Below are 23269 nucleotides of genomic sequence, written 5' to 3' on the forward strand. Positions count from 1 at the left end.
TTGAAACACTTATCCTAATGAATTTCACGCGGGGTTTTCAACCGGTTCCACGGGAAAAAACTCAATTCCATTGCAATACGGCCAGCGTGTGTGCGGCAAGGGGATACAGGGTGTCTGCCGGATGCAAGGTTTGCAGACGGTTTTCAATGGTTTCGGTATTTAGAAGGACCTCCCAGTTTCCATCGAGGGGCAGGGAAGGCAGATTCCACAGGCACTCCTCCCGGTCCGCGTTCATGAGGAGCAGGATGGAACCCCGTGCCAGGAGCGTTTGATTCACATTGGGACAGGTGAAAAGGCAGGCGAGAGTCCGCATTTCCGGGTCGTGCCAGTCCGTTTCCTCCATTTCCGTACCATCCGGTTTCAGCCACGCGACGTCTTTGAGTCCCGAGTCAGGGTCGGTTTCCCCAGTCAAAAACCGGTCCCGCTGGAATATGGGAGAGGACTTGCGAAGCTGGATGAGCCTTCGGGTGAACTCCAGAAACTCCTGTTTGCCGTGGTCGAGATGCCAGTCATACCAGCTGGTGCTGTTGTCCTGACAATAGGCATTGTTGTTCCCGCGCTGGGTGCGGCGCAGTTCGTCGCCGCCGGAAATCATGGGCGTACCGAGCGAGAGAAGGAGGGTGGCCATCAGGTTTTTCATGTGGCGTGTCCGCCGTTTCAGGATTTCGGGTTTCCGGGTGGCTCCTTCGATACCGTGGTTGCAACTGGCGTTGTCGTTGTTGCCGTCCCGGTTGTGCTCGCCGTTGGCCTCGTTGTGTTTGCGTTGGTAGCTGACCAGGTCTTGAAGCGTGAAACCGTCGTGGCAGGTGATGTAATTGACGGAGGTTCGCGGCGGGCGGTTCTGCGGCTGGTAGAAATCGCCGCTGCCGGCCAGCCGCCGCGCCATGAGTCCCACGTGGTCCGGAGCGCCCAGCCAGAACCGGCGCGCGGTCTGGCGGTACTGGTCGTTCCACTCCGACCAGCCGTCGGGAAACCGCGCCACCTGGTAGCCTTCGTGACCCAGGTCCCACGGCTCGGCGATGAGCTTGACCTGCGAGAGCACCGGGTCGGCGTGCACCGCCTGGAAGAACGCCGCATCGGTAGAGAAGCCGTTTTCATCCCGGCCCAGCACCACCCCAAGGTCGAAACGGAAGCCATCGACGTGCATGTCGGTGACCCAGTAACGCAGGCTGTCGAGGGCGAGCTGGCGTACCTGCGCGTGAGAGAAGTTCATCGTGTTGCCGCAGCCGGTGATGTTTTCGTACTGCGCGGGATTTTCGGGGTCGAGCCGGTAGTAGGTGCGGTTGTCGATACCGCGGAAACAGAGCGTGGGGCCGCGGGCGTCACCTTCCACGGTGTGATTGTACACCACGTCGAGAATCACCTCCAGCCCGGCTTCATGCAGGCTAAGCACCATCTCCCTGAATTCGCGGATGGGGTCGCCGGTCGCGGCGAGACGCAGGTCCGGTGCGAAAAACAGAAGCGAGTTGTAGTTCCAGTAATTGGTGAGCTGGCTATGTACCAGCCGCTGTTCCTCCGCGCCCTGGTGAACGGGCAACAATTCGACGGCGGTGACGCCGAGGGATTTCAGGTGTGCGATGGCGGGTTCGCTGGCCAGTCCGGCGAAAGTGCCGCGCAGGGACGGCGGGATGTCCGGATGCTGGCGGGTGAACCCCTTAACGTGGGTCTCGTAGAGGATGGTTTCCGCCCACGGCGTGTTGGGCAGGCGGTCGCCCTGCCAGTCGAATTCCGGGTCCACCACACGGCAGAGCGGGGCGCAGTCGGCGTTATCCGCGCCGTCGGGCCTCATATTGGAAACGGATTCTTCTTTCAGTCCGGAAGACAGGCTGTGCCAGCGGCGGTTCCATTTGGGCATGCGTCCCAGCAGGCGACCGTAAGGGTCGGCTAGAACCTTGGAGGGGTTGAACCGGTGTCCCTGGTCCGGTGCGTAGGGACCGAACACCCGAAAACCATACAGGCAACCGGGCTTGAGATCTGGCACCCAACGGGTCCAGAGGTGGTCCGGTCCGCGGTCCATGTGAAGGCGGCGGGTTTCGGTGGCGGTTTTGTCCGATTCAAACAGGCACAATTCCACCTGCCTGGCGTGCTCCGAGAATAAAGCGAAGTGAACTCCCTCCGTGGAGGGCACGGCTCCCTGTGAGGGCGGGATGTGGGGTGAACCGGTCATGACGTGCTCCCGCCGAAGGTTCCGCACGGGCGACCCAGAGGTTCATCAGCGGGCCGCCCGTGCGGGATCTCCGTCAGTACACCGGATTGTGGAAATAATACAATGCGTCATCTCCCGGCACGATGGTGTAGTCCGGCAGGCTGGAACAGTGCTCATGCGTGATTTTCCACTGTCCGCTGTTCTTGTTGAATACGTAGGTGCAGACGCTGTGCTGGCGTTCGTCCGTGCTGAGTCGGGAAGTGACGCTGATCAGCTCGTCCACCAGCAGGAAACCGACCTTTTCGCCGGCGTTGCCAGCCAGCACGGTGCGGTTCTGTTCGCATTTCAGACCCTGCAGTTCCGAGATCATCACTTCGTAATCCTTGATCCGGTTTTCGGGCAGGATGCGCTTGTCATCGTTGATGATGACCATGTCCGCCGAATAGAAATTGAATATCTGCCGGGGCTGGGTGCATACCACCTGGTCCACCTTTTTGAGCACGTTGGTCAACGCATCGGTATCCGCCGCGAACGCCTGGCCGGCGGTCACGATCCAGAATACCCCGGTTACGAGCAGGGGAAGAAGGCGATTATATCGTTTCATGAGAAATGTCTCCCAAGTAGTCACTTTTTAAATTTATGAATGAATTGGATTCGTTATTCCGCGTTCCGCAATCCGGTTTCGATTGCGGTGGGCGTCACGGGAAGTTTTGGAAGTAGATGTTGACCTCTTCCCCCTCATATCCCCAGCCGAAGCTGCCGCGTCCTGCAAGAGTGGTGATGATGCCGTTGGTGTCCACCTTGCGGATGCGGTTGTTGCCCATGTCGGTGATGTACATGTTGCCCTTGGAATCGAAAGCAATGCATGCCGGTTGTTTGAGCATGGCTTCCGTCGCCTTGCCGCCGTCGCCAAACAATCCCTGAACCCCGGGCCGCCCGGCAACAAGCTCGACTTTGCCGTCGCGCGTTATCTTGCGGACCGTGTGATTGCCGGGTTCGACAACGTGCAGTTCACCTGAAGGACTGAAGACGATATCGCCTATCGACATGAAGCCGGCTTTCAATGCCGGACCGCCGTCGCCACTGTGCTCGTGGTTGCCGTTGCCGGCGTAAGTGGTGACGATGCCGTTTTTATCGATCTTGCGGATCACGTTGTTGGCGGTGTCTCCGATGTAGAGGTTGCCTTCCTTGTCCATGGTCAGTGACTGTGGATCCCGGAAGGATGCGTCCTTCGCCGGACCACCGTCGCCGGTGTAATCGGAACTGCCATTTCCGGCTATGGTGATGATTTTGCCTTCGGGTGTCACCTTGCGGATCTGGTGATTGATGCGGTCGGAAACGTACAGGTTTCCTTTCTTGTCAAACGCCAGACCGGAGAACTGGGTAATGATGGTGATCTCCGAATGCGACGACCGGCCCGTATATCCGGCGGTCATGACCGCCTCCTGGTAGTCCTGGTCGCCGGTGGAAATCAACAGGCTGATGATGCCGTTGTTATCGACCTTGCGGATGAGGCTGACGAAGCCGCTGGGACTCAAAAAGAAGATTTCATCCTTGTGGTTCAATTCCAGGATGGTGGGAAACACCGAAGCTTCCAGCGCCGGGCCGTTGTCCCCGATGTTGCCGCGGATGCCGTTGCCCACGACGGTGGTGATGATGCCTTCCGGATCGATCTGGCGGATGCGGTAATGCCCCTTATCCGCGAAGATGACATTGTCCTGCTTGTCCACCACGATCCCATGCGGGAACTCCAGGTTGGCACCGGTGGCGGGACCGTTGTCGCCCGCGAAGTTCTTCACACCGTTGCCGGCAATGGTCTCCACCCGGCTTCCCTTCTGGTGCATCTTGCGGATGCGGTAATGCGAGCGATCCACCACCAGCAGGTCGCCGTTGTTGTCGAGCGTGATGGCAAAGGGCAAATGCAAGTTGGTTTCACGCGCCACTTCCGCGTCGCCGTTGTAATCCTGCTGGCCCGTTCCCATGACGGTGCGGATCATGCCCAGCGTGTTGATTTTGCGGATGCGGTTGTTGTTGCGGTCGGCGACGTACACGTTTCCTTCATCGTCAACGGCCACGTCCGTCGGGCCCGCGATGCTCGCCCGATAGGCGGGGCCGTTGTCCCCGATGAAGAAAAAGCCGCCGTCGCCCCCGATGGTGCTCATCAGTCCGGACCCTGCGTCCACCTTGCGGATGCGGTTGTTACCGCGGTCGGCAATGTACAGGTTGCCGTGCTTGTCCACCGCCAGCCCGAAGGGTTTGTCCAGGTTGGTGCGGAGAGCGGGCATGTTGTCGCCGTTGTAGCCTTCATTGCCCGTTCCGGCGTAGGTGGTGATTGTGCCGCTGGGATCCACTTTCCGGATCACGTTGTTCGATCGGTCGGAAATGAACAGGTTGCCCTTGTGATCCACCGTCATATCCGATGGCAGGTTCAGTTTGGCCTGGGTGGCGGGACCCTTGTCCCCGCTGTAGCCTGCTTTTCCCGTTCCGGCAAAGGTGGTGATGATGCCGTTGGTGTCCACCTTGCGTACAACGTGGTTTTCGCGGTCGGCAACGTAGAGGTTGCCTTCCTTGTCGAAGGTGAGACCCGCCGGAACTTTCAGCGTCGCCTCTGTGGCCGGGCCGCCGTCGCCGCTGTAGCCGGATACGCCGGTTCCCACCACGTTGGTGAGCATTCCATTTTGATCGATCTTGCTCACGATGTTATGTGAGCGGCGGGAGATATAAACATCCCCGTTTGGTGCCACCGCGATTCCATCGACCAGCGAAATGGAAACGTTGGTGGCCTTCCGGGGCTTGCCGATTTTCGCCTCTCCCGCAGGAGGCATCAGAAAAACGGCTGCCAGCATACACAGGCCGGCATAAAAGGCGGTTCGGAGTGTTGGTGTCATGCAAAACCTCGTTTTGAAATTACGGACCCGAGGGGGTCCTTCTTTTTGAGTAATGACCCAGAGTATCACTTTCCCGGCGCCCGAGGGCACCCCTCAAATTCCTGTTTGGCCGACCGGTGAATGTTGCACCGGATTAAGAGATTCTCAAGATTAAAATGCCCGTCTGTTTTCTGGGGAGTGGCCCCCATCCAACCCGGGCGCAAATCCTGTAACTCTCTTGAATATTGGAATTTTAACGGATTATACGGAGCCGCCCCCTGATGTCAACGGAATTTGTGGGGTTTGCGCAGGCAGGGTCAGCGTAATCCTCACTGCGGATCAAAAGTTGCGGAAAGCATGGGATCGGTTCTGGAAAAATGATATGATGAATTTCACGCGAAACAAGGCATATCTGTATGAATATTTAAGGTAAGAAGAAAGCTTAACGTATTATGAAAGTACTTCTTATATTTCCACCGGACTGGCTTCCCTCGGAGCCGTACCTCAGCCTGCCCGCCCTGACATCCGTCCTGCGCCCGGCCGGGCATGAGGTTATCCAGCGCGACATCAATGTGGACATGTACGATCTCATGTTCAGTGAACGTTTCCTGCGACACGTGCAGAACCGCATCGATTTTGAACTCCGCCACCTGCAGGTGGTGGCCGACCAGCGCGGCCTGGACCAAGAGGAAGGGGAACTTCGCCGCCAGTTGGAGGTGTGGGACGAACCCAGCTTGCAGGCCCTCATTCGCGACGTGACCGAGGCCAAGCGTATTCTTCGGTGTGAGGATTTTTACGACATCGACAAGCTGGAATGGGCGACCCACATCCTGCATACGACGATGGCCTACATCAGCCTCGGCTATTATCCGGCTCAAATCTGCTTCCCGCCCATCGAAACGGAACTGGTTTACAAACCGTTCATGTCGTCGGAAATCCTGGAAGCGCTCGACGACACTCAAATCAATGTATATCGCGATGTGTACCGGTTCCTACTCGCTGATGTTATCGAGCAGGAAAAGCCGGACGTGGTGGGCATCTCCATCGTCCAGCAGAAGCAACTCATCTCCACGTTTACGTTCGCAAAGCTGATCAAGGAGCAGGCTCCCAACACGCACATCACCATCGGCGGCAACATCGTCACCCGGCTGCGCGACGCGCTCATGGAAAAGGGCGGCCTGTTCCAGTTCGTGGATACAGCGGTACTGTATGAAGGAGAAAGCGCGTTTCTGAAACTGGTCAATGCGCTGGAGGCGGGCGAAACCGACCTCACCCACCTGCCCAACCTCATCTGCCGCACCGAACACGGCCTGCAGAAAAACAAGGATGTGTTTGCGGAGGACATGGACAAGCTGCCGCCGCCGGATTTCGACGGCCTGCCGCTGGAGAAATACTTCGTGCCGCGACTCATCCTGCCGTACCTGGCCACACGCGGCTGTTACTGGGGCAAGTGCACTTTCTGCGATCACTTCCAGGGGTACGTCGAAGGCTATCGGACCAAGCAAATCGGTCAGATCACCGAGGAGATTCGATTTCTTCAGAACAAATACGGCAACCGACATTTCCATTTCACCGACGAATCGTACCCGCCAGCCCTGTTCCGCAAGTTGTCGAGGTCCCTCATAGATAACAAGATCGACATTGCGTGGACAACCCACATGCGCTTCGAGGAAACCCTGTTGGATGAGGAGGTGTGGCGGGTTGCGGCGGAATCCGGGTGCCGCTATCTGCATTTCGGCTACGAGTCCGGCAACAAGCGGGTCCTCGACCTCATGGACAAGGCGACGAACCTGGATGCCATCCGCACCAACCTGCGCATGTCGTCGAAGTTCGGCATCTGGAACCACATCATGGGCTTTTTCGGCTTTCCCGGAGAAAAACCCGAAGAGGCTGAGGACAGCAAGCGTTTCTGCCATGAAAACCGCGAGCACATCCACTCCCTGGGATTCATGACCTTTGTTCTGGGCCGGTTCAGTCCGGTGGCCATGGAGCCTGAAAAGTACGGCCTGACGGCATACAAGAATCCGGAATGGGATCTGGCTCTCGATTATTACTTCACTGTCGATGAGGGATTGAGCATCCAGGAGGCGCTGGAAGTGTTCGACGAGTTTGAACGCGACCACGATCCCAAATGGGATCTGCGCACGGCGGTGCGGGAGTACATCTTTTTGTACGTGGACCGCTTCGGAACCAACGAACTCACGCAACTGCACGTCCGCCCCGACCAGCGTCCCGCCGTTTACAACAACCCCGTCGGCATGGTATAGAACGGAACCTCACCGGGATCACCAACAACGTTCTCTATATTGAAAGAGGAAAGCGAGGGCACATGAGACACTGGATTTGTGCGGTTTTGTTTCTGGGAATGGTGGGATGCGCCACGGCGCCGGTCAACCCGGAAGACGTGGACAACTCAATGGGCGAAGCGCGGAAAATCAAAAATAAGTATGGAACCGGCTGCCTTTCCCTTGGTTGGCCTGAAGGATCGATTTCATATATCAACTGCGTGCTCAATTTTTACCAGCAGGAAAAACCGGACGTGGAGGACCGCCGGCCCGTGCTGGTGGAAGCGTTGAAGCGCGTCACGCAGAAAAACGACTGAGCGCGGGTCAGAAATAGAGTGTGGAACCCGGCCCCCCCAAGCCGGGTTCCATGCGGATTGCCCGACTCGGCAGGAGTCGGACGGTTCGCGAACGGGCGTCTGCCGGTTGTTTGATTCCTCCCCCGGCCGTGTGCTAAACTCCCCTTGCTCCCACCGGATTGAATCCTTCGTGGCAGTACCTGCATCCTAAATGAAACAATTCTTTTGCAAGGTTTCCCTATGAACATCCCCTTCACCAAAATGAGTGGAAGCGGCAACGACTTTGTCATTATAGACAACCGCGACGGCGTGGTGGCGGATACCATCAAGCGCGATTTTGTGGAAAAAGTCTGCCGCGTGAAGGACTCCGTCGGCGCAGACGGGGTGATCTTCATCGAAAACACGGACCGCGCCGACTACAAGTGGGATTTCTACAACAGCGATGGCTCGTCCGCGGAGATGTGCGGCAATGGTGGCCGCTGTGTGGCGCGTTACGCGTTTGAGAAAGGCATCGCCCCTCAATCGCACTCGTTCGAAACCGTGGCGGGAATCATCAGCGCGGAGGTCAACGGTCCGCTGGTGAAAGTCAAACTGACCCCGCCGGAGCATTTGCAGGAAGGGCTGGATATTGAATTTGAAGGGGTCCACTACAAGGTGGACAGCGTCAACACCGGTGTGCCGCACGCCATCGTTTTCTCCGAGGACGTGGAGAAAGAAGACGTGACCACGGTTGGCCGGAACATCCGGTACCACACCGTGTTCGCCCCGGCAGGCACCAACGTCGACCTGGTGCAAAGGCAGAACGGCGGGCTGAAGGTCCGCACCTACGAGCGTGGGGTCGAGGGGGAAACGCTCGCCTGCGGTACCGGGGTGGTGGCCTCCGCACTCATCGCATCCAAACGGTTCGAGATCCCGTCGCCCGTAGAGGTCGAGACCCGCGGGGGAGAAGTGTTGAAAGTGCATATCGAGCCCAATGACAATGGTTTGCCCACGGTGTTCCTGGAAGGCCTGACCAAGCTGACGTTCGAAGGAACCATCGTCGAACTCTGATCCAACCTCAACCCTACGGAATCCAACATGTTTGAAGGCTCCCTCGTCGCCATCGTCACGCCGTTCAGAAACGGCCGGGTGGATGAGCAGGCATTTGAGAAACTGCTCCAGTTCCATATCGACCGCGGAACCCAGGGCGTGGTGCCCTGCGGCACCACCGGCGAGTCCGCCACCCTGACCCACGAAGAGCACCATCAGGTGATCCGGCAGGCGGTCGAGGTGTGCAAGGGCAAAATCCCGGTGCTGGCGGGTACCGGTTCCAACTCCACCGCCGAGGCGATTGAGCTCACCCGGCACGCCGAGGAGATCGGTGCCGACGGATCGCTTCTCATCACCCCGTACTACAACAAGCCGTCGCAGGAAGGGCTGTACCAGCATTTCACCGCCGTGGCGAAAGAGACGAACCTGCCGATCATCCTCTACAATGTTCCGGGACGCACCTCCGTCAACATGCTTCCGCCGACGGTGGAGCGGCTGGCCAAGGAGAACAAAAACATCGTCGGCATCAAGGAAGCCTCCGGCGACCTGATGCAGATCAGCGAAGTGGTGGAGCGTTGCGGTGATGATTTCGTTGTGCTGTCCGGTGACGACGGCCTGCTGTGGCCGATCCTTGCGGTCGGCGGCAAGGGCGTGATTTCCGTCACCGCCAACGTGGTGCCGGAAAAGATGGCGGCGCTCTGCCAAAGCTCCGTGAACGCCGATATGAAAACCGCTCGGCAATTGCACTACGAACTCATGGCGCTCAACGACGCCCTGTTTATGGACACCAATCCGGTGCCGGTGAAGGCAGCGTTGTGGCTGATGGGCATGATCTCGGATGAGTTGCGCCCGCCTCTGGCGAAGCTGTCCAGCGAACACATGGAGCGGCTGAAAACCACCTTGAAGCAGTACTCCCTCCTTTAACAGCGCGTCCCTCGCATCTCCCGGATTCCGCTTGCAAAGGCGCGGGAGGTTGTTGTCCAATAGAATTGAAAACACGAACAGGAGAAAAACCTTGATCAAAGTGGGTGTGGTCGGCGCCGCCGGCCGGATGGGACGCAACATCATCGCCAGTATTGAAGACACCGAGGGCGTCGAGCTCGGCGGCGGCACGGAAGCGCCGGGCAATCCGGAGCTGGGCCGCGATGTGGGCGAGCTGGCCGGACTGAATAAAAAAATGTCGCATTGACCGACGATGTTGCTGCACTGGCGGAGGCGTGCGATGTGATCATCGATTTCACCCTGCCGGAAGTCAGCATGGGCACGTTGAAAGCGGTGGTGGCTAAAAAGAAAGCGGTGGTGTTCGGCACCACGGGATTCTCCGCCGAACAGAAACGCGAGATCGAACAGGCCGCGAAAAGCATCCGTTGCGTGCTTGCGCCCAACATGAGCATCGGCGTCAACGTGTTGTTCAAAATTGCCGGCGAAGTGGCGCGCGTGCTGGGCGACGCGTACGACGTGGAAATCGTCGAGGCGCACCACAGATTCAAAAAGGACGCGCCCAGCGGCACCGCCGTGCGCATCTCGGAGATCGTCGCCGAGGCGCTGGAGCGCAACCTCGATGAGGTCGGCGTGTACGGCCGCAAGGGATTCAGCGAGGGCCGAGGAGAAAAAGAAATCGGGGTGCACACCCTGAGAGCGGGCGACATCATCGGTGAGCACCGCGTGATGTTCGGCGGCATGGGCGAGACGCTGGAGTTGTCCCACCGGGCGCAAAGCCGCCAGACATTTGCGCGCGGTTCCGTGCGCGCGGCCGAGTGGGTGGTCAACCAGAAGCCGGGTCTGTACGACATGCAGGACGTTCTTGGCTTGCGCGATTGATTTAGGGAAAACACATCATGCCGGGCATGAATTTCAAACTGGACCGACGTGTGTTCCTGAAAGCGTTTTCGCTTTCGGCGCTGGCCGCCCTGTGGCCCAAACGGTCGGAAGGCACGGTGCAGTTCCAGAACGACGAACGGTTTCCCTCCCACTACATCCAGAACCGCGACGTGCCGGGATTTTTCATCCGCTCCGCCAACCCGTTTCCCGGCGTCAATATGAACGAATGGGCGCTGTCCGTCAGCGGTCTGGTGGAAAATCCCACTGCATTCCAGTACGAGGACCTGTTCGGCTTCAAGATGATCAGGCAGACGTCGCGCCTGAAGTGCGTCGAGTGCTGGTCCGCCAAGGCGGAGTGGGAAGGCTTCCACATGAGCGAGCTGATTGAGAAGGTGAAGCCGAAGCCGGAAGCGAAGTACGTGGCGTTCTCCTCGGCTGATTCGTATTACGAAAGTTACACCATCGACGAATTGTTGCGTGACCGCGTGCTGCTGGTCCTGCGCATGAACGGCTCCGCGCTTTCCCCCAACCACGGGTTTCCCCTTCGGCTCATCGCGCCGTACAAGTACGGGTACAAAAACATCAAGTACATCACCGGCATCGAGTTCACCGACGACCGCAAGCGCAACTACTGGGCCGATTTCGGACCGTACTCGGTGGACGGCACCATTCAGCCGGGCATCGACCATCCTCTCGACTTCAACAAAAAGCCTTTGCCCATCAACGGCGGCGAGGTGTTTCACTTCTTCGACAAGCGGCCCGATACTCGACGGAAAGGCTGATGACCCGGACGCGCGGCCTGCTTGCGGCTTTGGTGTGGTGCCTTGCGGCGGCCTGCTCCGACAACTCCGTCGAGCAGATCCAGGTCACCGTGCCGCCGGGCGTCACCGTTCCCGAAAACATGGTTTATATTCCCGAAGGCGAGTTCGTCTTCGGCGATCCCTCTGACCCGAAAACCGCACTCGGCAAGCGCGTGAAACTCCACGCCTACCTCATCGACCGCTATGAGGTGACCCGAGGTGAGTTCAGCCGATTCGATTCCGGTTACAAGGTGGATGCCAGCCGGGCGAAGTTTCCCAAGGTACTGGTGGATTACGATCGGGCCCGCGCGTTTTGCGAGTGGGCGGGGAAACGCCTGCCGACGGAACAGGAATGGGAAAAAGCCGCGCGCGGCACCGACCGCCGGAAATGGGCCTGGCTGAATTTCGAACCGCACCCGAACAACGGCTTCTCAGGGTTCTTACCCGAGCCGGTGGACAAACGTACCGAATGGATCAGTCCCTACGGTGTGTACGGCATGGGGCACAACGTGTGGGAATGGACGTCCACCGATTACGATTACAACGGCATGCCCGGGAAAGACCAGGGCCGTTTCAAGGTGATCCGCGGCGGCCTACTGCAAAGCCACCTCAAGATTGACTTCACTCCCACCTGGCACCGCAATTACATGGATCCGGAAGCGCGCTACAATTTCCTGGGATTTCGTTGTGCGAAGGATGTTTGAGGAACGAGCGGGAGGAATCAGGGTTTGAAGACCAGACGGCGCAGGGTGTAGTGCATGCGTTTGAGCGATTCGTCGGTTTTGTCGCGGATGACGTGAAGCAGGCCGGGCCGGTCCAGTCCCTTTAAATCCAATGTCCGGTGGAGGGATCCATCCTGTGAAGGAAGGAGGGTGAATTCCAGACTTTGTAAAACCCGGTCCGCCGCGGGATGGGGTGTCGCGGCGCTGATGGATTTAAGGGAGTCGCCCAGCGTTTCCAGCAGGTAGTACATGCCCATGAGCATCATCGAACGGCCGATGCCCATTCCACGAAAGCCATTGGCAACGATCACGAGGTCCAGTCGTGCGTTATAAAAGACGCGATTGAGTGTATCCATGCGAGGTAAATGGACGAGTGAAATGCAGCCCAGCGGATCGTTTTTGTATACGAGGACAAGTACCTTGTGGTGGTTTTCCAGGGCTGTCGGATTGGAGTCCAGCAGGCTCACCAGTCCCGGTTCCAGAAAGCGGAAGCGCTTGAAAGTGGTCATGTCTCCTTCCAGCACCTGCATTTGGGGATAAGTCGCCACCCGGTTTTCCACCGATTGACCTGCCTCGGAATTTAAGGTTTTGTCTTTCACGGTCCGTTCCTGCTCACATTTTTGGAATTATCTTCAGTATAAAGGCTCGGAATTGTTTGCCAACCGGGGTCAATCCGATATTTTCAAGAAGAGTTTTTAAGGAGGCAAATTACAATCAGTTTTCAACCTGAACCTGATCGAGAATTTTGAGGATGCCTTCCATGTCGTAGGTGTGGATGTACGATTTCAGGTGGGTGGCCAGTTCGCGGCTGTCGCCTTCCAGATCTTCGAGATATTTTTTAAGCTGAGTGATGTTATAGAACTCCGCCGCGTCCCGCAGGTTATTCAACAGTTCCTCCGGAACCACAAAATGCGAATAGTCGTCCGGTATTTTCTGCTCGACTTCGGGTTTTATTTCCTCGTGGTATTCAAAGGTGACATTCAGAAGCTTTTTCAGGGAATTGAACACTTCCTGCGTGCGGAACGGTTTCAGAATAATGTCGTGGCATCCAAGCTGGAGGAACCGCTCTATCTCATGTTCCAGCGCGGATGCGGTGATGACGACAATTTTGAAGCGGTCGTTTCCGAATTCCCGGATGATTTCCTGAATGGCGCGTGTGCCGTCCATTTTGGGCATGCGAATGTCCATGAAAATGATGTCGGGAAGGTGCTCGCGAGTTTTCTGTAAAGCCTCCAGTCCATCTTCCGCCTCGATTGTCGTGATGCCGATGCTTTTCAGGAACCGGCACAGGACTTCCCGGTTTTCCTCCACGTCATCGGCAACAAGTGCGGTGACGTGCTGGCCTTCCTGCAACCGGGAAACAAACCGAAACATATCCTGGGCGGGTTTCACCTCCTGAGCCGGGGTGGGCAGCTTGACCGTAAATTCAAAGCGGGTTCCTTTTCCTACCTCGGACTCCACCTTCAAGTCGGAACCCAGCAAAATCACCTGTTTGCGTGCGATGGCCAGACCCAGCCCCGTCCCTCCCGACTTGATACCCTGATCTCCCTGCCGGAAAGGCTCAAAAATCGATTGCAGGTCTTCGGGACGGATGCCCTGTCCGGTGTCCACCACTTCAAATTTATAAAAATGATTGTTCTCCGGTATGACAGAAATGCAGATGCTCCCCTTGTGGGTGAACTTAATGGCGTTGCTGATGAGATTGATGAGTACCTGTTTGAGTTTGGCCTCATCACCGAACACCACGGTCTTTTCCTGTGGAAGAGGAGTGACTTTCAACTCCAGTCCTTTTTGTTCGCTACGCAATTTGAACATGGAGATCAGGTGGTCGAGAAGCATATCCAGGCTGAAAGGAGCGGGTTGCAACTCCATTCGGCCTGCTTCGATTTTCGAGATGTCGAGGATGTCGCTGATGAGAGCCAGCAGATTGCTTCCGCTGGAGATGATGGTTTCCACCGCTTTCCGTTGTTCCGGATCGAGCCTTTGATCGCGTTGCAGGATCTGAGAGTAGCCCAGGATGGCGTTCAGTGGGGTGCGGATCTCATGACTCATGTTGGCGATGAAAGTGCTTTTCGCCATGTTGGCCGCCTCCGCGGCCGCTTTGGCCTGTTGCAGCTGGATTTCGAACTGTTTACGTTCGGTGATGTTGGTACACAAAGCACAAAGGCCGTAAATTTCGTTGTTTGAATCCCGAAGGGGAAACTTGACCGAAAGGTAGGTTTCGGTGGAGCCGTTTTGAATCACCAGCTCCTCGGTTTCCACGGATTGACCCGTCTGAAAAATGTCTTCCTCCTTGAGGAAAAACTGGTCCAGGACACCCCGATTAAAAATTTCTTCCGAGGTTTTTCCACGCACTTCGTCATTGGAAAGCCCGAACAGATTCACAAACTGATGGTTGACAAGGAGAAAGCGACGTTGCAGGTCTTTCATGTAAACAAGGGGCGTCGCGTAATCGAGAACGTTCTGCAGGCGTTGTTCGCTTTCGCGAAGGGCGTTCTCCGACTTTTCGCGTACTTCTATTTCATGTTGCAGGTCGCGGGTGCGTTCTTCAACCTTTGCTTCCAACTCCTCGTGCGCCCGCAGCAGGGCCTGGTCGCGTTCCTGAATCTGCCCCAGCATGACGTTGAACTGGTTGACGAGGAAACCCAATTCGTCTTCCCGGTCCCTTTCAACCCGAATGGAAAAATTCTGTTCCTTGGAAACGCGATTCACGATTTCCGCGAGATGAAGAATCGGTGCGGAAACGGTGCGTTGCACCCGGGCGGAAATGAGAAATGACACCAGCAGGGACAGTGCAAACACGATTCCCGATACAATGGCATAATTTCGAAGGCGCTCGGTGAGCAGGTTGGTGTCCGACTGGAGGTATAGCGTGCCGATTTGTTCTCCATTGGCCATCACGGGGCGAAACAAATCTATTGTGTCGTCATGGTGGAATTCTGCGGAACTTTCAGGGGGTGGGCGGGGGAATGCTTCAGGCCCCTTTCTCTGCCGATGGTAATGGGAAAACAGATTGCCCTGGTTGTCATACAAAGCGGCGGAGACAATGCGGGAATCCGTTTTGAGCGCCTGCAACAGTTCATGTCCGGTTTGTGCATCCTGAAACCGCAGGGAAGCGGTGCTGTGGGCGCCCAGGATCTGCGCCAGACTTGCCAGCTCCCGGGTTTGCGTGTTGCGGAAGGTCTGGATATCGTGGATGCTGAGACCGATGACCGCAAGCAACAGGGCCACGGTGCTGGTCAGCATGATGATGGCGATCAGTTTATGCCGGAGGGAAATGAGTTTCCAGAACTTCATAATCGCTCTTGTAATGAAAATTCGCGATGACTGCCTCCCATATTATTGTAAAGAGAAAATCCGAAAAACGAAGTGTTTATCTACCGTGGGCAAAAAGAAAGCCCCACCGGGGGGTGGGGCTTTCAGTCCTGTTGGAGAGTCTCCAGAAGAAACAACCGGTTGGGTCATTTCAAACCGGAGGCTCCCATTGTACAGTGACTAGACAATGGATCACCTCCTTTCATCCAGGGGGTGGATCATCGGCGCTCAGGGCTCCCTGGCTCCCATGTGCGCAACCCTTTCCAATCTCGATTGAATCATAAAATAGCAATCGAGAAAATAAAATTTGGAAAGGGTTTCACGCGGGCCTTTCAGTACCCGCGCAGATGCTGACGGATCTGCTTCGCCGCCATCTTGAACAGTTGATGTTCCGAGCCGCCCAACACCCCGCCGCTTACATGCGTGTGCACTTCCCACGCGCCAAGCATTCCCTGCTTTCCCATGAGCGCAAACTTGACGACCAGGTGCGCTTCCGCAGAATCGCTCAGTCCCAATGTGAATAACCGGCTCAAGCGGCTTCCCGCTGAATACCGGTCGATCATGAACTTCAACTCCCACCGGGCGTCTTCGGGTTCGAGAGCGACGATGTACAGGGAATTGCGAAACTCCTCCTCCAGTGCCAGTTTCAGCTTGAGGCCGGGCTCGGCGAAGGCGTTCCGGTTTTCCGTCAGGTGGTTCAGGAAGACGGTGTTGCGATGCTCGCTCCAACGCTTGTGTGTGGTGGACTCGACATGCGTGCACGCGTTCAAAAGCAAAGTCGTGATCAACGCAATCCATGTAAAAAATCGGGTCATCGGGTTGGGTACTCCAGAATGCGATCGGGTTTTCGTGTTAACGGGTTGAACGGGTACGGGTTCAGGCATGGTCACATAAAGTCAGGTCACGACAGCCATTCCACCACCTTTTCTTCGAAACCGCTGAACCAGATTTGCAGTTCGATCGGGATCATGCTGTTGAAGTAGGTCAGGTAGCCCGCGGCCAACGCGTAACCCAGGCCGATCAGCAGCAGGCCGCTGAACAGGTTGGTCGAGTGCAGATGAAAGGTGCGACTGCCCAATTGTATGTTCCAGCCCTTGCCGCGCAACATGCGCCAGAACCAACTGTCCTTGCTCAAGTGACTGCAAAACGCGGATAGGATGACCAGCGGCATCCCCAGCCCCACCGCGAAAAAGAACAACAGCGTCATGCCCTGCAGGATGGTTTTCTCCGATGCGGCGAGGATCAGGATACCGGAAAGGATGGGGCCCACGCAGGGCGTCCACCCCATGGCGAAGGTCGCGCCGAACAGAAAGTAGCCGATGAAGGTGGAAGCCGGTGCGTTCTGAAACGTCGCCCCGGAAAATCCCTTGCCGAAGAGGGTCATCACTCCGAAGATCAAAACCAGGATGCCACCCCAGGTGGTCAGCGAAAACAGGTAGTCACGAAGCAGGCTTCCGAGAAAACTGGCCGATGCCCCCATCAAGATGAACAACGACGCCAGTCCACAGAAAAACGCAAAGGAGTTGAGCGTCATGCGTGTCCGCGTGGTCTGCGCGGTGACGGCAAAGTACGCGGGCAGGATCGGCAGGGTGCACGGAGACAGAAAACTGAACAATCCCGCCAGCAGGGACAGAATGCTCAGCAGGAGGATGTTCGCCTTCGGCAGGGTGGATTCGGGTTGAAAAGGATTGGACGCGCTGGCGGAAAACAGACTGCCGCTTTCCGACGAAGCCTCGCCGGACCCACCAAAAGGCGCATCCCCACTGTTGCCGAACGGATTCGCATCGGAAGTGCCGGTGCCGGAAGGTGAATTGGAAAACGCGGCCTGCGTGGTTTCCTTGTAATGCTTGGGCGCGTGGTTGCTGGCACAGCGGAAACCGACATCCGGCCCCATTGAGTCAGGCGGGGTGTACTGGCGATAGCCCGCACGGGAGAACTCTTTCAGCACGATGTCGTAAAAACCACCGGGAAAGTGCCCGGTGTTGGCCGCGGAGTGGCCGCGGAGGACTTTTTGTCCCTGGCCGAATCCGGTCAATTGTTTGTCGTTGCCTTTGTATCCGTTGTAATCGTCCGCCACCCATTCCCACACATTGCCGACCAGATCGTGCACGCCTTCGGGGGTCGCGCCTTCCGGATGCGAGCCGACTTTGTGCAGTTTCAACTTTGTGCGCGAGTTTTTGGGCAGGTGGGCTTTTTGGGCGTCGAATTCATTGCCCCACGGGTATTCGCGTCCTTCCGTGCCCCGTGCGGCCCGTTCCCATTCTTTTTCCGTGGGCAGGCGTTTTCCCGCCCAGTCGCAGAAATTGGAAGCGTCGTACCACGATACCCAGACCACCGGCAGGTCGTCTTCGCCTGCGGGGTACATGCCGTTTTCCCAGTATTCCGGCGGCACCGCGCCGAGGGCGTCCACGTATTGCTTGTAGCGCCGGTTCGTCACTTCATGGCGGTCGATGTAAAACCCTTTGAGGAAGGGTTTCTGCTGGGGCTGTTCGTCTTTGTACAACGGTTTGGGCACCCCAACCGCCAGCAGGTCGCCGGTCTTGTCCACCTTGTCGGTGCCGAAGATGAACTGCCCGGCGGGAATGTGCACCATGTCGCCTTCCAGCGGCCGGTCCGGTTGGCCGCCGTCGTGCGCGAAGGCGGGCGCGGCGGTGAAGCACAGGAAGCAGATCAGATGTGTGATGAATGTGCGCACGGTCATATCCGGTAAGGGAACGGCATCAGGGTCCGGAAGTGGAGCTTTTCAGCGGAGCGCCCTGCTGAACATCCAGCAGATCCATGAAGTAGGCGATGGTTTCCGGCTTGGACCAGTCTTCCGCTCCGGCCAGCACTCCCAGAATCCGGCCTTCGGGATCGATCAGAAAAGAGGTTGGCAGGCTGTGCACGCCGTACTGTTTGCTGATTTCCTGCTTGGGGTCCAGCAGGACGGGAAACGTCAGGTTGTAGGCTTTCATGAACGGTTCGACCACCCGTTCGCCGAAGGGATCATTGGAGACGCCGAGCACGGTCAGGTTTTCCGATTGAAACCGGCGGTGCAGGGCTTCCAGCGAAGGCATTTCAATCTTGCACGGGCCGCACCACGTTGCCCAGAAGTTGAGGAGCAGGTAGCTCCCGCGGTAATCCTTGAGGGAACGGTCGCCGCCCTCCAGCGACTTCAGCGTAAAAGGAGGCGCAGGGATGGTGTCCGATTCCGCCACTGCGGGGGAGGAAACCAAAAGCACCGCTGTGAGCAGAACCGCCAGCAAAAAGAATACGTGCCTGAAATGAAAACGACCCGGCTGGCACAGCGGCCGGGTCGAAATTACCTGACGCATACGCAACGAAACGGGATGACCGGGGCAGGCCCGGCGTGTGTCCAATTACTCGACCGCCTCTATACAGCGTACCATGGGAATGGCTTTTTTCAAGGCGCGTTCGATGCCCATTTTCAGGGTCATCGTGGAACTGGAACAGGAACTGCAGGAGCCCACCAGGCGCAGTTTCACGATTCCATCTTCGATGTCCACCAACTCCACATTACCACCGTCCTGCATGAGCTGCGGTCGCAAGGTGTCGAGGACAGACTCGACTTCATCTTTCATTTCATCAGCCAAGGTTCCGGTTCCTTGTCGTTACGGTTGAGGTCCAGAGACTGGACCTGAGGATCAATCTTCGTCGCCGACGAGGGCTTTCTTCTTCTCGAGCAACTCTTCCTCGGTTTCCTCGTGTTCCGGATCCTTGGGAATGCAGTCCACCGGGCAGACTTCGACGCACTGGGGCTCTTCGTACCAGCCCACACACTCGGTGCACCGCTCCCAGTCGATGATGTAAATCTCGTCGCCTTCCGCTATGGCTTCATTCGGGCATTCGGGTTCACAGACTCCGCAGTTGACACAATCCTCGGTGATCATCAAAGCCATGGTGTTACTCCTCCGCCATTATGAGACAGGCTATTTGTGGATCGGGGTATCAAACCCGTTTTTCAAACGATTGGGAATCGGAGTCCCATTCAAAGAACGCCTGATCCCGTATTTCCCTATTATACACAGAAATCACCAGGTACCGGGCCTCGGGGTAGGTCGGTTGACCGTCAAACAAGGCCATTGCCTTATCTTCCTCCGAAAAGTACGCATCGTGTTCCGGATGGGAATGATAAAACAACTTGATCGCCAGTTTTTTCTGTTCCGCCTCGCGCAGGATCCCCATCAACTCCTTGGGATCGATGTAGAAGGCGGTGCGTGCGTCCCGCACAAATGTTTCGGGATCCTTTTCGTGCAACTTGTTCTGAATGTTGGTGCACCGGAAAAGGATGTCATCTTTATCCGAATCGGGCTTTCCAATGATGATCCCACAGCATTCGTATGGATACTCATCCAGCGCATGCTGGCGCGCTTCTTCCAGCTTGTCGGCTGCCAGTGAGATCATGATTTATTCCCTATTTTGGTTCCCGAAATCGGGGTTTGTCAATGAATTTCTGGGGCGTTTCCGGGGTCCGTAAATTGCCCTCACGGTTGTTTTAAGGCCTGCAGACTCAACCGCTTTCAAACGTGCGAGCGAACCACGAGATTGTCTTCCACCTTGATCTGGCAGGCCAGCCGAAGGTTGGGATTTTTGGTGAGCGCTTTTTTGAGGTTGTTCTCTTCCACCTCGTTACGCGGCGCCACGTTTCCCGATGTGATTTCCACCCGGCAGGAGGAACACAGGCCACGTCCACGGCAGTTGAGAATTTTAAAAATATGCTGGTAGATGCCGATTTTGTTGGCGATCGCGGCCTCCCGCAGATTGGTGCCCGGTTCCACTTCAATGGTGCGGTTCTGTTTTTCAAAATGAAGAGTCAGCATGCTTCCACCTGTACGAAATCACCCAGATGTCCTTTTCCCAGATACCCGTGAAAAGCGCTGCCTACAGTGGTGCAGGCAACGGTCATGTGCACGTACTGGCGTTCGCCGTTGTCGGCCTTCAGCACCCCGACCTGGGTGTACGGGGGGATTTTGCCGCCGCAATTGGCGCATTCCACGGAGTGGGTTTTGCAGATCGATAGCAGACAGGACCGGCACACAACGGGGTTGAACACGTGTACATCCTGACCTTCGTACTCGATGGCGGTCGGCAGGTTTTCCACTTGCGCGCCGCACTGGATGCAGGAATGGGTGTCCGTGGTATCCGGGGTCTGGTCAGTCATCAACGATCTCACCGTTTTTCAGCAGGTTCGAGGCCATTGTATACCAAACGGTGTTCAGTTGATGCAAACTTTTCTCAAATCACTAAATTGGTCAATGACCTTCCCCGCGCCTTTCACGATGCTGAGCAGGGGGTCTTCCGGCTGGTTGACCTTGAGGCTGGTGGTTTCTTCCAGCAGTTTGTCGAGGCCGCGGATCAGGGCGCCGCCGCCGGTCAGGTACAGGCCGTTGGTGTAGATGTCGCCGGAAAGCTCCGGCGGGGTTTTCTCCAATGCTCTCAGCACCGCGCCGGTGATGGCCCCCAGCGGTTCCTTCAATGCCTCGCGGATTTCCTCGTCGTTGACCAGGATGGAGGTCGGCACACCGGTCTTCACGTTCAGACCGCGTACCTGCGTGGTCAGCGGTTTGGGTTGGGGATACGCACTGCCGACCGCGATCTTGACGCGCTCGGCCTCGAAAATACCGACGTTGAGGTGATGCTGGAGGCGCATGTAGCGCTGAATGGCCTCGTCCATCTCGTCGCCGCCCAGGCGGATGGACTCGCCGTAGGCGATGGCGGAGAGGCACGTCACCGCCACATCGGAAGTGCCGCCGCCGATGTCGATCACCATGTTGCCCTCCGGCAGATGCACCGGAATACCGACACCGATGGCCGCGGCCATGGGCTCTTCCACCAGGTACACTTCGCGCACGCCGGAAAGAAGGGCGGCGTCGATGACGGCTTTCTTCTCCACCTGCGTGATGCAGGTCGGGATGCCGACCACCATACGTGGTTTCACCAACCGGTAATTTGTCAGCACTTTTTTGATGAAGTACGAAATCATCTTGTTGGTGACCTCGAAGTCGGCGATGACGCCGTCCTTCATCGGGCGGATGGCCTGCAATTTCGCGTGGGTCCGGCCGTACATGCGTTTGGCCTCCAGTCCCACCGCCTCCACGCGCTGCACGCCGACGCCGTTGTTGCTGACGGCGACGATGGACGGCTCGTTGAGCAGGATGCCCTGGTTGCGCACGTACACGAGCGTGTTGGCCGTGCCCAGGTCCATGGCGACGTCCGAAGTGAACAGATTGACGATGTGATTCCATAAACTAGGCATGCACGTTGTCTCCGGTGGGGGCGATGCGGGTGAGGGAAGACACCAGCAACGCGGTCAGGTGATCGCCGTCCTCGGGATAGGCGGATATTCCGAATTCCAGGTCCGGGCGGTATTGCGTGTCGCCGTAGGAAAAGGCGGGCTCTCCCAGTGCCTGCAGGATTTCCGGTTCAAGCGCCAGGGCCTGCTCCCCGGTCACGTTGACCAGAAGCACGGCCAGCGTGGTTTCGCCCGCCTTGAAGACCAACTTGGGTTGCGGCAGGACCGTGGCCAGACGCGTGGCGGCTTCGTTCAGTACGGTCTCACTCGCTTCAAACCCCTGTTTGCGTGCGAGGCCGTCGAGGTTGGTGAAATGAATGCTCAACACGCTGATCGTGCGGTCGGGGCTGAAGATTTCGTCTTCCACGCTGACCGACTGCACGGCGGCGAAATGCGGCGTGTGCAGATACCGCCGGGCCGGAGGCGCCTCCCTTTCCTGTGCACCCAGCGCCGGGGATTGCAGGGCGAAGGTGGTCATCCACAACAGACGTCCCAGGTCCACCGGTTGCAGGCCGCCCACACGCTGGGTGGCACAGAGGACCACGCCGGCGGGGTCGCGCCTGAAGTTTATCGGCACGGCGAGAATGGAGGAGAACGCACCGACGTTTTCGTTTTTGGCGAACAGCACGAAGGGACGGTTTCTGGTATCGCCGATCAAAACGGGGCTTCCGGACTTCGCCGTCTGCCCGCAGATGCCCGTGCCCAGCTCCAGAGGCAGATCCTTGAGGCCCGTACCCCAGCCACGCGACGCGGCGAGGCGTCCGTCGCCGTTTTCGTCGAACCACACCACGGCGAGGGCGTCCATCTGCATGATGTTTTTCGGGATATGCACGAAGCGCTCGCTCAACGCCCGCAGGTCCGGCGACTCCGCCAGAAAACGGCACCACTTGAGAAGCGCCGCGAAATCCGCAGGCTCGCCCGCAAACGAGACCGGGGCGGTCTCCTGTTCCAGGTGCCACAATAACTGGCTGATCAGCGGTGTCATCATCTTCTGCACCTTGGTGGGCACGCGGTACTGCTCCTTGGAGTCGATGTACAGGATTCCCTTCATGGCATCGTCATCCATCAACGGGATCACCCACAGGGACTTCAGGTCCTCTTTCCTGCGGTAAAGCTCCAGCTTCGGCGCGGTTTCCCGGGAGAAGTCTTTGACCAGCGGTTTCAGGTCGAATGCAACCCGGCCAAGCAGGCCCTGCCCGATCTTGAACGACGCGTCGATTTTAATCTGGGAGCTCAACGACTGGTGCACGCGGAGCGTCAGGGTTTCCGCATCCGGTTGCAGGACGAACAGCGCCGTGGTGTAGGCATCGGCAAGGTTGCAGATGATGTCCATCAGATTGTGCAGTGGATTGTCGGTGGCCATGACGCAGGTTTGTTCCCGGCGGCGCGGCGGGGCGCCGCCACGAAGTGTATTCGGATACTCGACACCGTTCACAGGTCCGGACCGCATTTCTCCAGAACCCAACGGCGTTAAAAAAACGGGTTTTCGGAAGGCGATCCGCAGTTTCAGGTGACCCTAAATTGCAATAACCCATTTAAAATAAATATTTTAAAGCCCACCCGGGAGGGTGTCAATCGTTTTGCAAAAATGGGGGGCGGGGAAGCGGGGAATGGGCGTTTGGTTTGCCGTGCAATTACCTTGACAGAAACTCAAGGGGTGAATATACTCCTAGCCTCTTGCCCGGATTTTTTGTTA

At 57.3% G+C, this 23269-nt stretch carries 21 protein-coding genes and 1 pseudogene; 7 read left to right on the plus strand and 15 right to left on the minus strand.

Annotation, left to right across the window (positions count from 1 at the left end):
- Window positions 1-61: 61 nt before the first annotated feature.
- The 3 genes from glgX to TX82_RS05825 all read right to left on the minus strand — a co-directional run bounded on the left by glgX (window position 62) and on the right by TX82_RS05825 (window position 5034).
- Window positions 62-2167: a glycogen debranching protein GlgX gene (gene glgX / locus TX82_RS05815; RefSeq protein WP_005008003.1), complete on the minus strand. Its 2106-nt coding sequence runs from the start codon at window positions 2165-2167 to the stop codon at window positions 62-64.
- 73 nt (window positions 2168-2240) lie between these two features.
- Window positions 2241-2750, minus strand: a complete 510-nt coding sequence (locus TX82_RS05820) for a nuclear transport factor 2 family protein (protein ID WP_005008005.1) — start codon at window positions 2748-2750, stop codon at window positions 2241-2243.
- A gap of 94 nt (window positions 2751-2844) precedes the next feature.
- Window positions 2845-5034 carry an NHL domain-containing protein gene (locus TX82_RS05825; RefSeq protein ID WP_005008007.1) on the minus strand — a complete coding sequence of 730 codons (2190 nt, stop codon included), beginning with the start codon at window positions 5032-5034 and terminating at the stop codon, window positions 2845-2847.
- A gap of 431 nt (window positions 5035-5465) precedes the next feature.
- Between TX82_RS05825 and TX82_RS05830 the strand changes: the two genes are divergently transcribed.
- From TX82_RS05830 to TX82_RS05860, 7 genes and pseudogenes are all read left to right on the plus strand, one after another.
- On the plus strand, window positions 5466-7280 hold the full coding sequence (locus tag TX82_RS05830) for a B12-binding domain-containing radical SAM protein (protein WP_005008009.1): 1815 nt from the start codon (window positions 5466-5468) through the stop codon (window positions 7278-7280).
- Between the two features lie 62 nt (window positions 7281-7342).
- Complete coding sequence (locus TX82_RS05835; protein ID WP_005008011.1) at window positions 7343-7615, plus strand: hypothetical protein; 273 nt, start codon at window positions 7343-7345, stop codon at window positions 7613-7615.
- A gap of 219 nt (window positions 7616-7834) precedes the next feature.
- Window positions 7835-8644: a diaminopimelate epimerase gene (gene dapF / locus TX82_RS05840; protein WP_005008013.1), complete on the plus strand. Its 810-nt coding sequence runs from the start codon at window positions 7835-7837 to the stop codon at window positions 8642-8644.
- Between the two features lie 27 nt (window positions 8645-8671).
- Window positions 8672-9547, plus strand: a complete 876-nt coding sequence (dapA, locus tag TX82_RS05845; protein WP_005008016.1) for a 4-hydroxy-tetrahydrodipicolinate synthase — start codon at window positions 8672-8674, stop codon at window positions 9545-9547.
- A gap of 91 nt (window positions 9548-9638) precedes the next feature.
- Window positions 9639-10444: pseudogene (gene dapB, locus TX82_RS05850) on the plus strand (4-hydroxy-tetrahydrodipicolinate reductase).
- Window positions 10445-10461: 17 nt separating this feature from the next.
- On the plus strand, window positions 10462-11226 hold the full coding sequence (locus TX82_RS05855) for a molybdopterin-dependent oxidoreductase (RefSeq protein ID WP_005008018.1): 765 nt from the start codon (window positions 10462-10464) through the stop codon (window positions 11224-11226).
- Entirely contained in the window at window positions 11226-11948 is a 723-nt protein-coding gene (locus TX82_RS05860) for a formylglycine-generating enzyme family protein (protein WP_005008020.1), read from the plus strand. The genes TX82_RS05855 and TX82_RS05860 overlap by 1 nt, the downstream gene beginning before the upstream one ends.
- A gap of 17 nt (window positions 11949-11965) precedes the next feature.
- On the opposite strand, the gene TX82_RS05865 is transcribed toward TX82_RS05860, so the two are convergent.
- The 12 genes from TX82_RS05865 to TX82_RS05920 all read right to left on the minus strand — a co-directional run bounded on the left by TX82_RS05865 (window position 11966) and on the right by TX82_RS05920 (window position 23023).
- Window positions 11966-12565 (minus strand): GNAT family N-acetyltransferase, encoded by a 600-nt coding sequence (locus tag TX82_RS05865; RefSeq protein WP_005008022.1) that lies wholly within the window; start codon window positions 12563-12565, stop codon window positions 11966-11968.
- Between the two features lie 115 nt (window positions 12566-12680).
- Window positions 12681-15263: a sensor histidine kinase, YfiR-like protein-associated gene (locus TX82_RS15105; protein WP_005008027.1), complete on the minus strand. Its 2583-nt coding sequence runs from the start codon at window positions 15261-15263 to the stop codon at window positions 12681-12683.
- 350 nt (window positions 15264-15613) lie between these two features.
- Window positions 15614-16096, minus strand: a complete 483-nt coding sequence (locus TX82_RS05875; RefSeq protein ID WP_005008029.1) for a hypothetical protein — start codon at window positions 16094-16096, stop codon at window positions 15614-15616.
- 86 nt (window positions 16097-16182) lie between these two features.
- Entirely contained in the window at window positions 16183-17982 is a 1800-nt protein-coding gene (locus tag TX82_RS05880; RefSeq protein WP_005008031.1) for an SUMF1/EgtB/PvdO family nonheme iron enzyme, read from the minus strand.
- A 19-nt stretch (window positions 17983-18001) separates the two neighbouring features.
- The gene (locus TX82_RS05885) at window positions 18002-18595 is read right to left on the minus strand and encodes a TlpA disulfide reductase family protein (RefSeq protein ID WP_144079100.1); all 594 of its coding nucleotides are present in this window, start codon (window positions 18593-18595) and stop codon (window positions 18002-18004) included.
- Window positions 18596-18640: 45 nt separating this feature from the next.
- A complete protein-coding gene (locus TX82_RS05890; protein ID WP_005008039.1) occupies window positions 18641-18862 on the minus strand; it encodes a NifU family protein in 222 nt (73 codons plus the stop codon).
- Window positions 18863-18925: 63 nt separating this feature from the next.
- Entirely contained in the window at window positions 18926-19180 is a 255-nt protein-coding gene (locus TX82_RS05895) for a YfhL family 4Fe-4S dicluster ferredoxin (protein ID WP_005008042.1), read from the minus strand.
- A gap of 49 nt (window positions 19181-19229) precedes the next feature.
- The gene (locus tag TX82_RS05900) at window positions 19230-19685 is read right to left on the minus strand and encodes a M67 family metallopeptidase (RefSeq protein ID WP_005008044.1); all 456 of its coding nucleotides are present in this window, start codon (window positions 19683-19685) and stop codon (window positions 19230-19232) included.
- A 116-nt stretch (window positions 19686-19801) separates the two neighbouring features.
- Window positions 19802-20101 carry a 2Fe-2S iron-sulfur cluster-binding protein gene (locus tag TX82_RS05905; RefSeq protein ID WP_005008048.1) on the minus strand — a complete coding sequence of 100 codons (300 nt, stop codon included), beginning with the start codon at window positions 20099-20101 and terminating at the stop codon, window positions 19802-19804.
- Window positions 20095-20442: a hypothetical protein gene (locus tag TX82_RS05910; protein ID WP_005008050.1), complete on the minus strand. Its 348-nt coding sequence runs from the start codon at window positions 20440-20442 to the stop codon at window positions 20095-20097. The genes TX82_RS05905 and TX82_RS05910 overlap by 7 nt, the downstream gene beginning before the upstream one ends.
- 54 nt (window positions 20443-20496) lie before the next feature.
- Window positions 20497-21537: a rod shape-determining protein gene (locus tag TX82_RS05915; protein WP_005008051.1), complete on the minus strand. Its 1041-nt coding sequence runs from the start codon at window positions 21535-21537 to the stop codon at window positions 20497-20499.
- Window positions 21530-23023: a sensor domain-containing diguanylate cyclase gene (locus TX82_RS05920; protein ID WP_005008053.1), complete on the minus strand. Its 1494-nt coding sequence runs from the start codon at window positions 23021-23023 to the stop codon at window positions 21530-21532. The genes TX82_RS05915 and TX82_RS05920 overlap by 8 nt, the downstream gene beginning before the upstream one ends.
- Window positions 23024-23269 lie beyond the last annotated feature (246 nt).

It is taken from the genome of Nitrospina gracilis 3/211, from assembly GCF_000341545.2.
Classification (GTDB): Bacteria; Nitrospinota; Nitrospinia; order Nitrospinales; family Nitrospinaceae; genus Nitrospina; species Nitrospina gracilis.

What these genes read in the sequence shown, in the direction of transcription:
- TX82_RS05920 (WP_005008053.1), bottom strand. Translation starts at nt 23,023, where the DNA reads ATGCGGTCCGGACCTGTGAACGGTGTCGAGTATCCGAATACACTTCGT.
- TX82_RS05910 (WP_005008050.1), bottom strand. Translation starts at nt 20,442, where the DNA reads ATGACTGACCAGACCCCGGATACCACGGACACCCATTCCTGCATCCAG.
- dapF (WP_005008013.1), top strand. Translation starts at nt 7,835, where the DNA reads ATGAACATCCCCTTCACCAAAATGAGTGGAAGCGGCAACGACTTTGTC.
- glgX (WP_005008003.1), bottom strand. Translation starts at nt 2,167, where the DNA reads ATGACCGGTTCACCCCACATCCCGCCCTCACAGGGAGCCGTGCCCTCC.
- TX82_RS05880 (WP_005008031.1), bottom strand. Translation starts at nt 17,982, where the DNA reads ATGACCGTGCGCACATTCATCACACATCTGATCTGCTTCCTGTGCTTC.
- TX82_RS05885 (WP_144079100.1), bottom strand. Translation starts at nt 18,595, where the DNA reads ATGCGTCAGGTAATTTCGACCCGGCCGCTGTGCCAGCCGGGTCGTTTT.
- TX82_RS05905 (WP_005008048.1), bottom strand. Translation starts at nt 20,101, where the DNA reads ATGCTGACTCTTCATTTTGAAAAACAGAACCGCACCATTGAAGTGGAA.
- TX82_RS05860 (WP_005008020.1), top strand. Translation starts at nt 11,226, where the DNA reads ATGACCCGGACGCGCGGCCTGCTTGCGGCTTTGGTGTGGTGCCTTGCG.
- TX82_RS05890 (WP_005008039.1), bottom strand. Translation starts at nt 18,862, where the DNA reads ATGAAAGATGAAGTCGAGTCTGTCCTCGACACCTTGCGACCGCAGCTC.
- TX82_RS05855 (WP_005008018.1), top strand. Translation starts at nt 10,462, where the DNA reads ATGCCGGGCATGAATTTCAAACTGGACCGACGTGTGTTCCTGAAAGCG.
- TX82_RS05820 (WP_005008005.1), bottom strand. Translation starts at nt 2,750, where the DNA reads ATGAAACGATATAATCGCCTTCTTCCCCTGCTCGTAACCGGGGTATTC.
- TX82_RS05915 (WP_005008051.1), bottom strand. Translation starts at nt 21,537, where the DNA reads ATGCCTAGTTTATGGAATCACATCGTCAATCTGTTCACTTCGGACGTC.
- TX82_RS05875 (WP_005008029.1), bottom strand. Translation starts at nt 16,096, where the DNA reads ATGACCCGATTTTTTACATGGATTGCGTTGATCACGACTTTGCTTTTG.
- dapA (WP_005008016.1), top strand. Translation starts at nt 8,672, where the DNA reads ATGTTTGAAGGCTCCCTCGTCGCCATCGTCACGCCGTTCAGAAACGGC.
- TX82_RS05900 (WP_005008044.1), bottom strand. Translation starts at nt 19,685, where the DNA reads ATGATCTCACTGGCAGCCGACAAGCTGGAAGAAGCGCGCCAGCATGCG.
- TX82_RS05830 (WP_005008009.1), top strand. Translation starts at nt 5,466, where the DNA reads ATGAAAGTACTTCTTATATTTCCACCGGACTGGCTTCCCTCGGAGCCG.
- TX82_RS05835 (WP_005008011.1), top strand. Translation starts at nt 7,343, where the DNA reads ATGAGACACTGGATTTGTGCGGTTTTGTTTCTGGGAATGGTGGGATGC.
- TX82_RS05895 (WP_005008042.1), bottom strand. Translation starts at nt 19,180, where the DNA reads ATGGCTTTGATGATCACCGAGGATTGTGTCAACTGCGGAGTCTGTGAA.
- TX82_RS15105 (WP_005008027.1), bottom strand. Translation starts at nt 15,263, where the DNA reads ATGAAGTTCTGGAAACTCATTTCCCTCCGGCATAAACTGATCGCCATC.
- TX82_RS05825 (WP_005008007.1), bottom strand. Translation starts at nt 5,034, where the DNA reads ATGACACCAACACTCCGAACCGCCTTTTATGCCGGCCTGTGTATGCTG.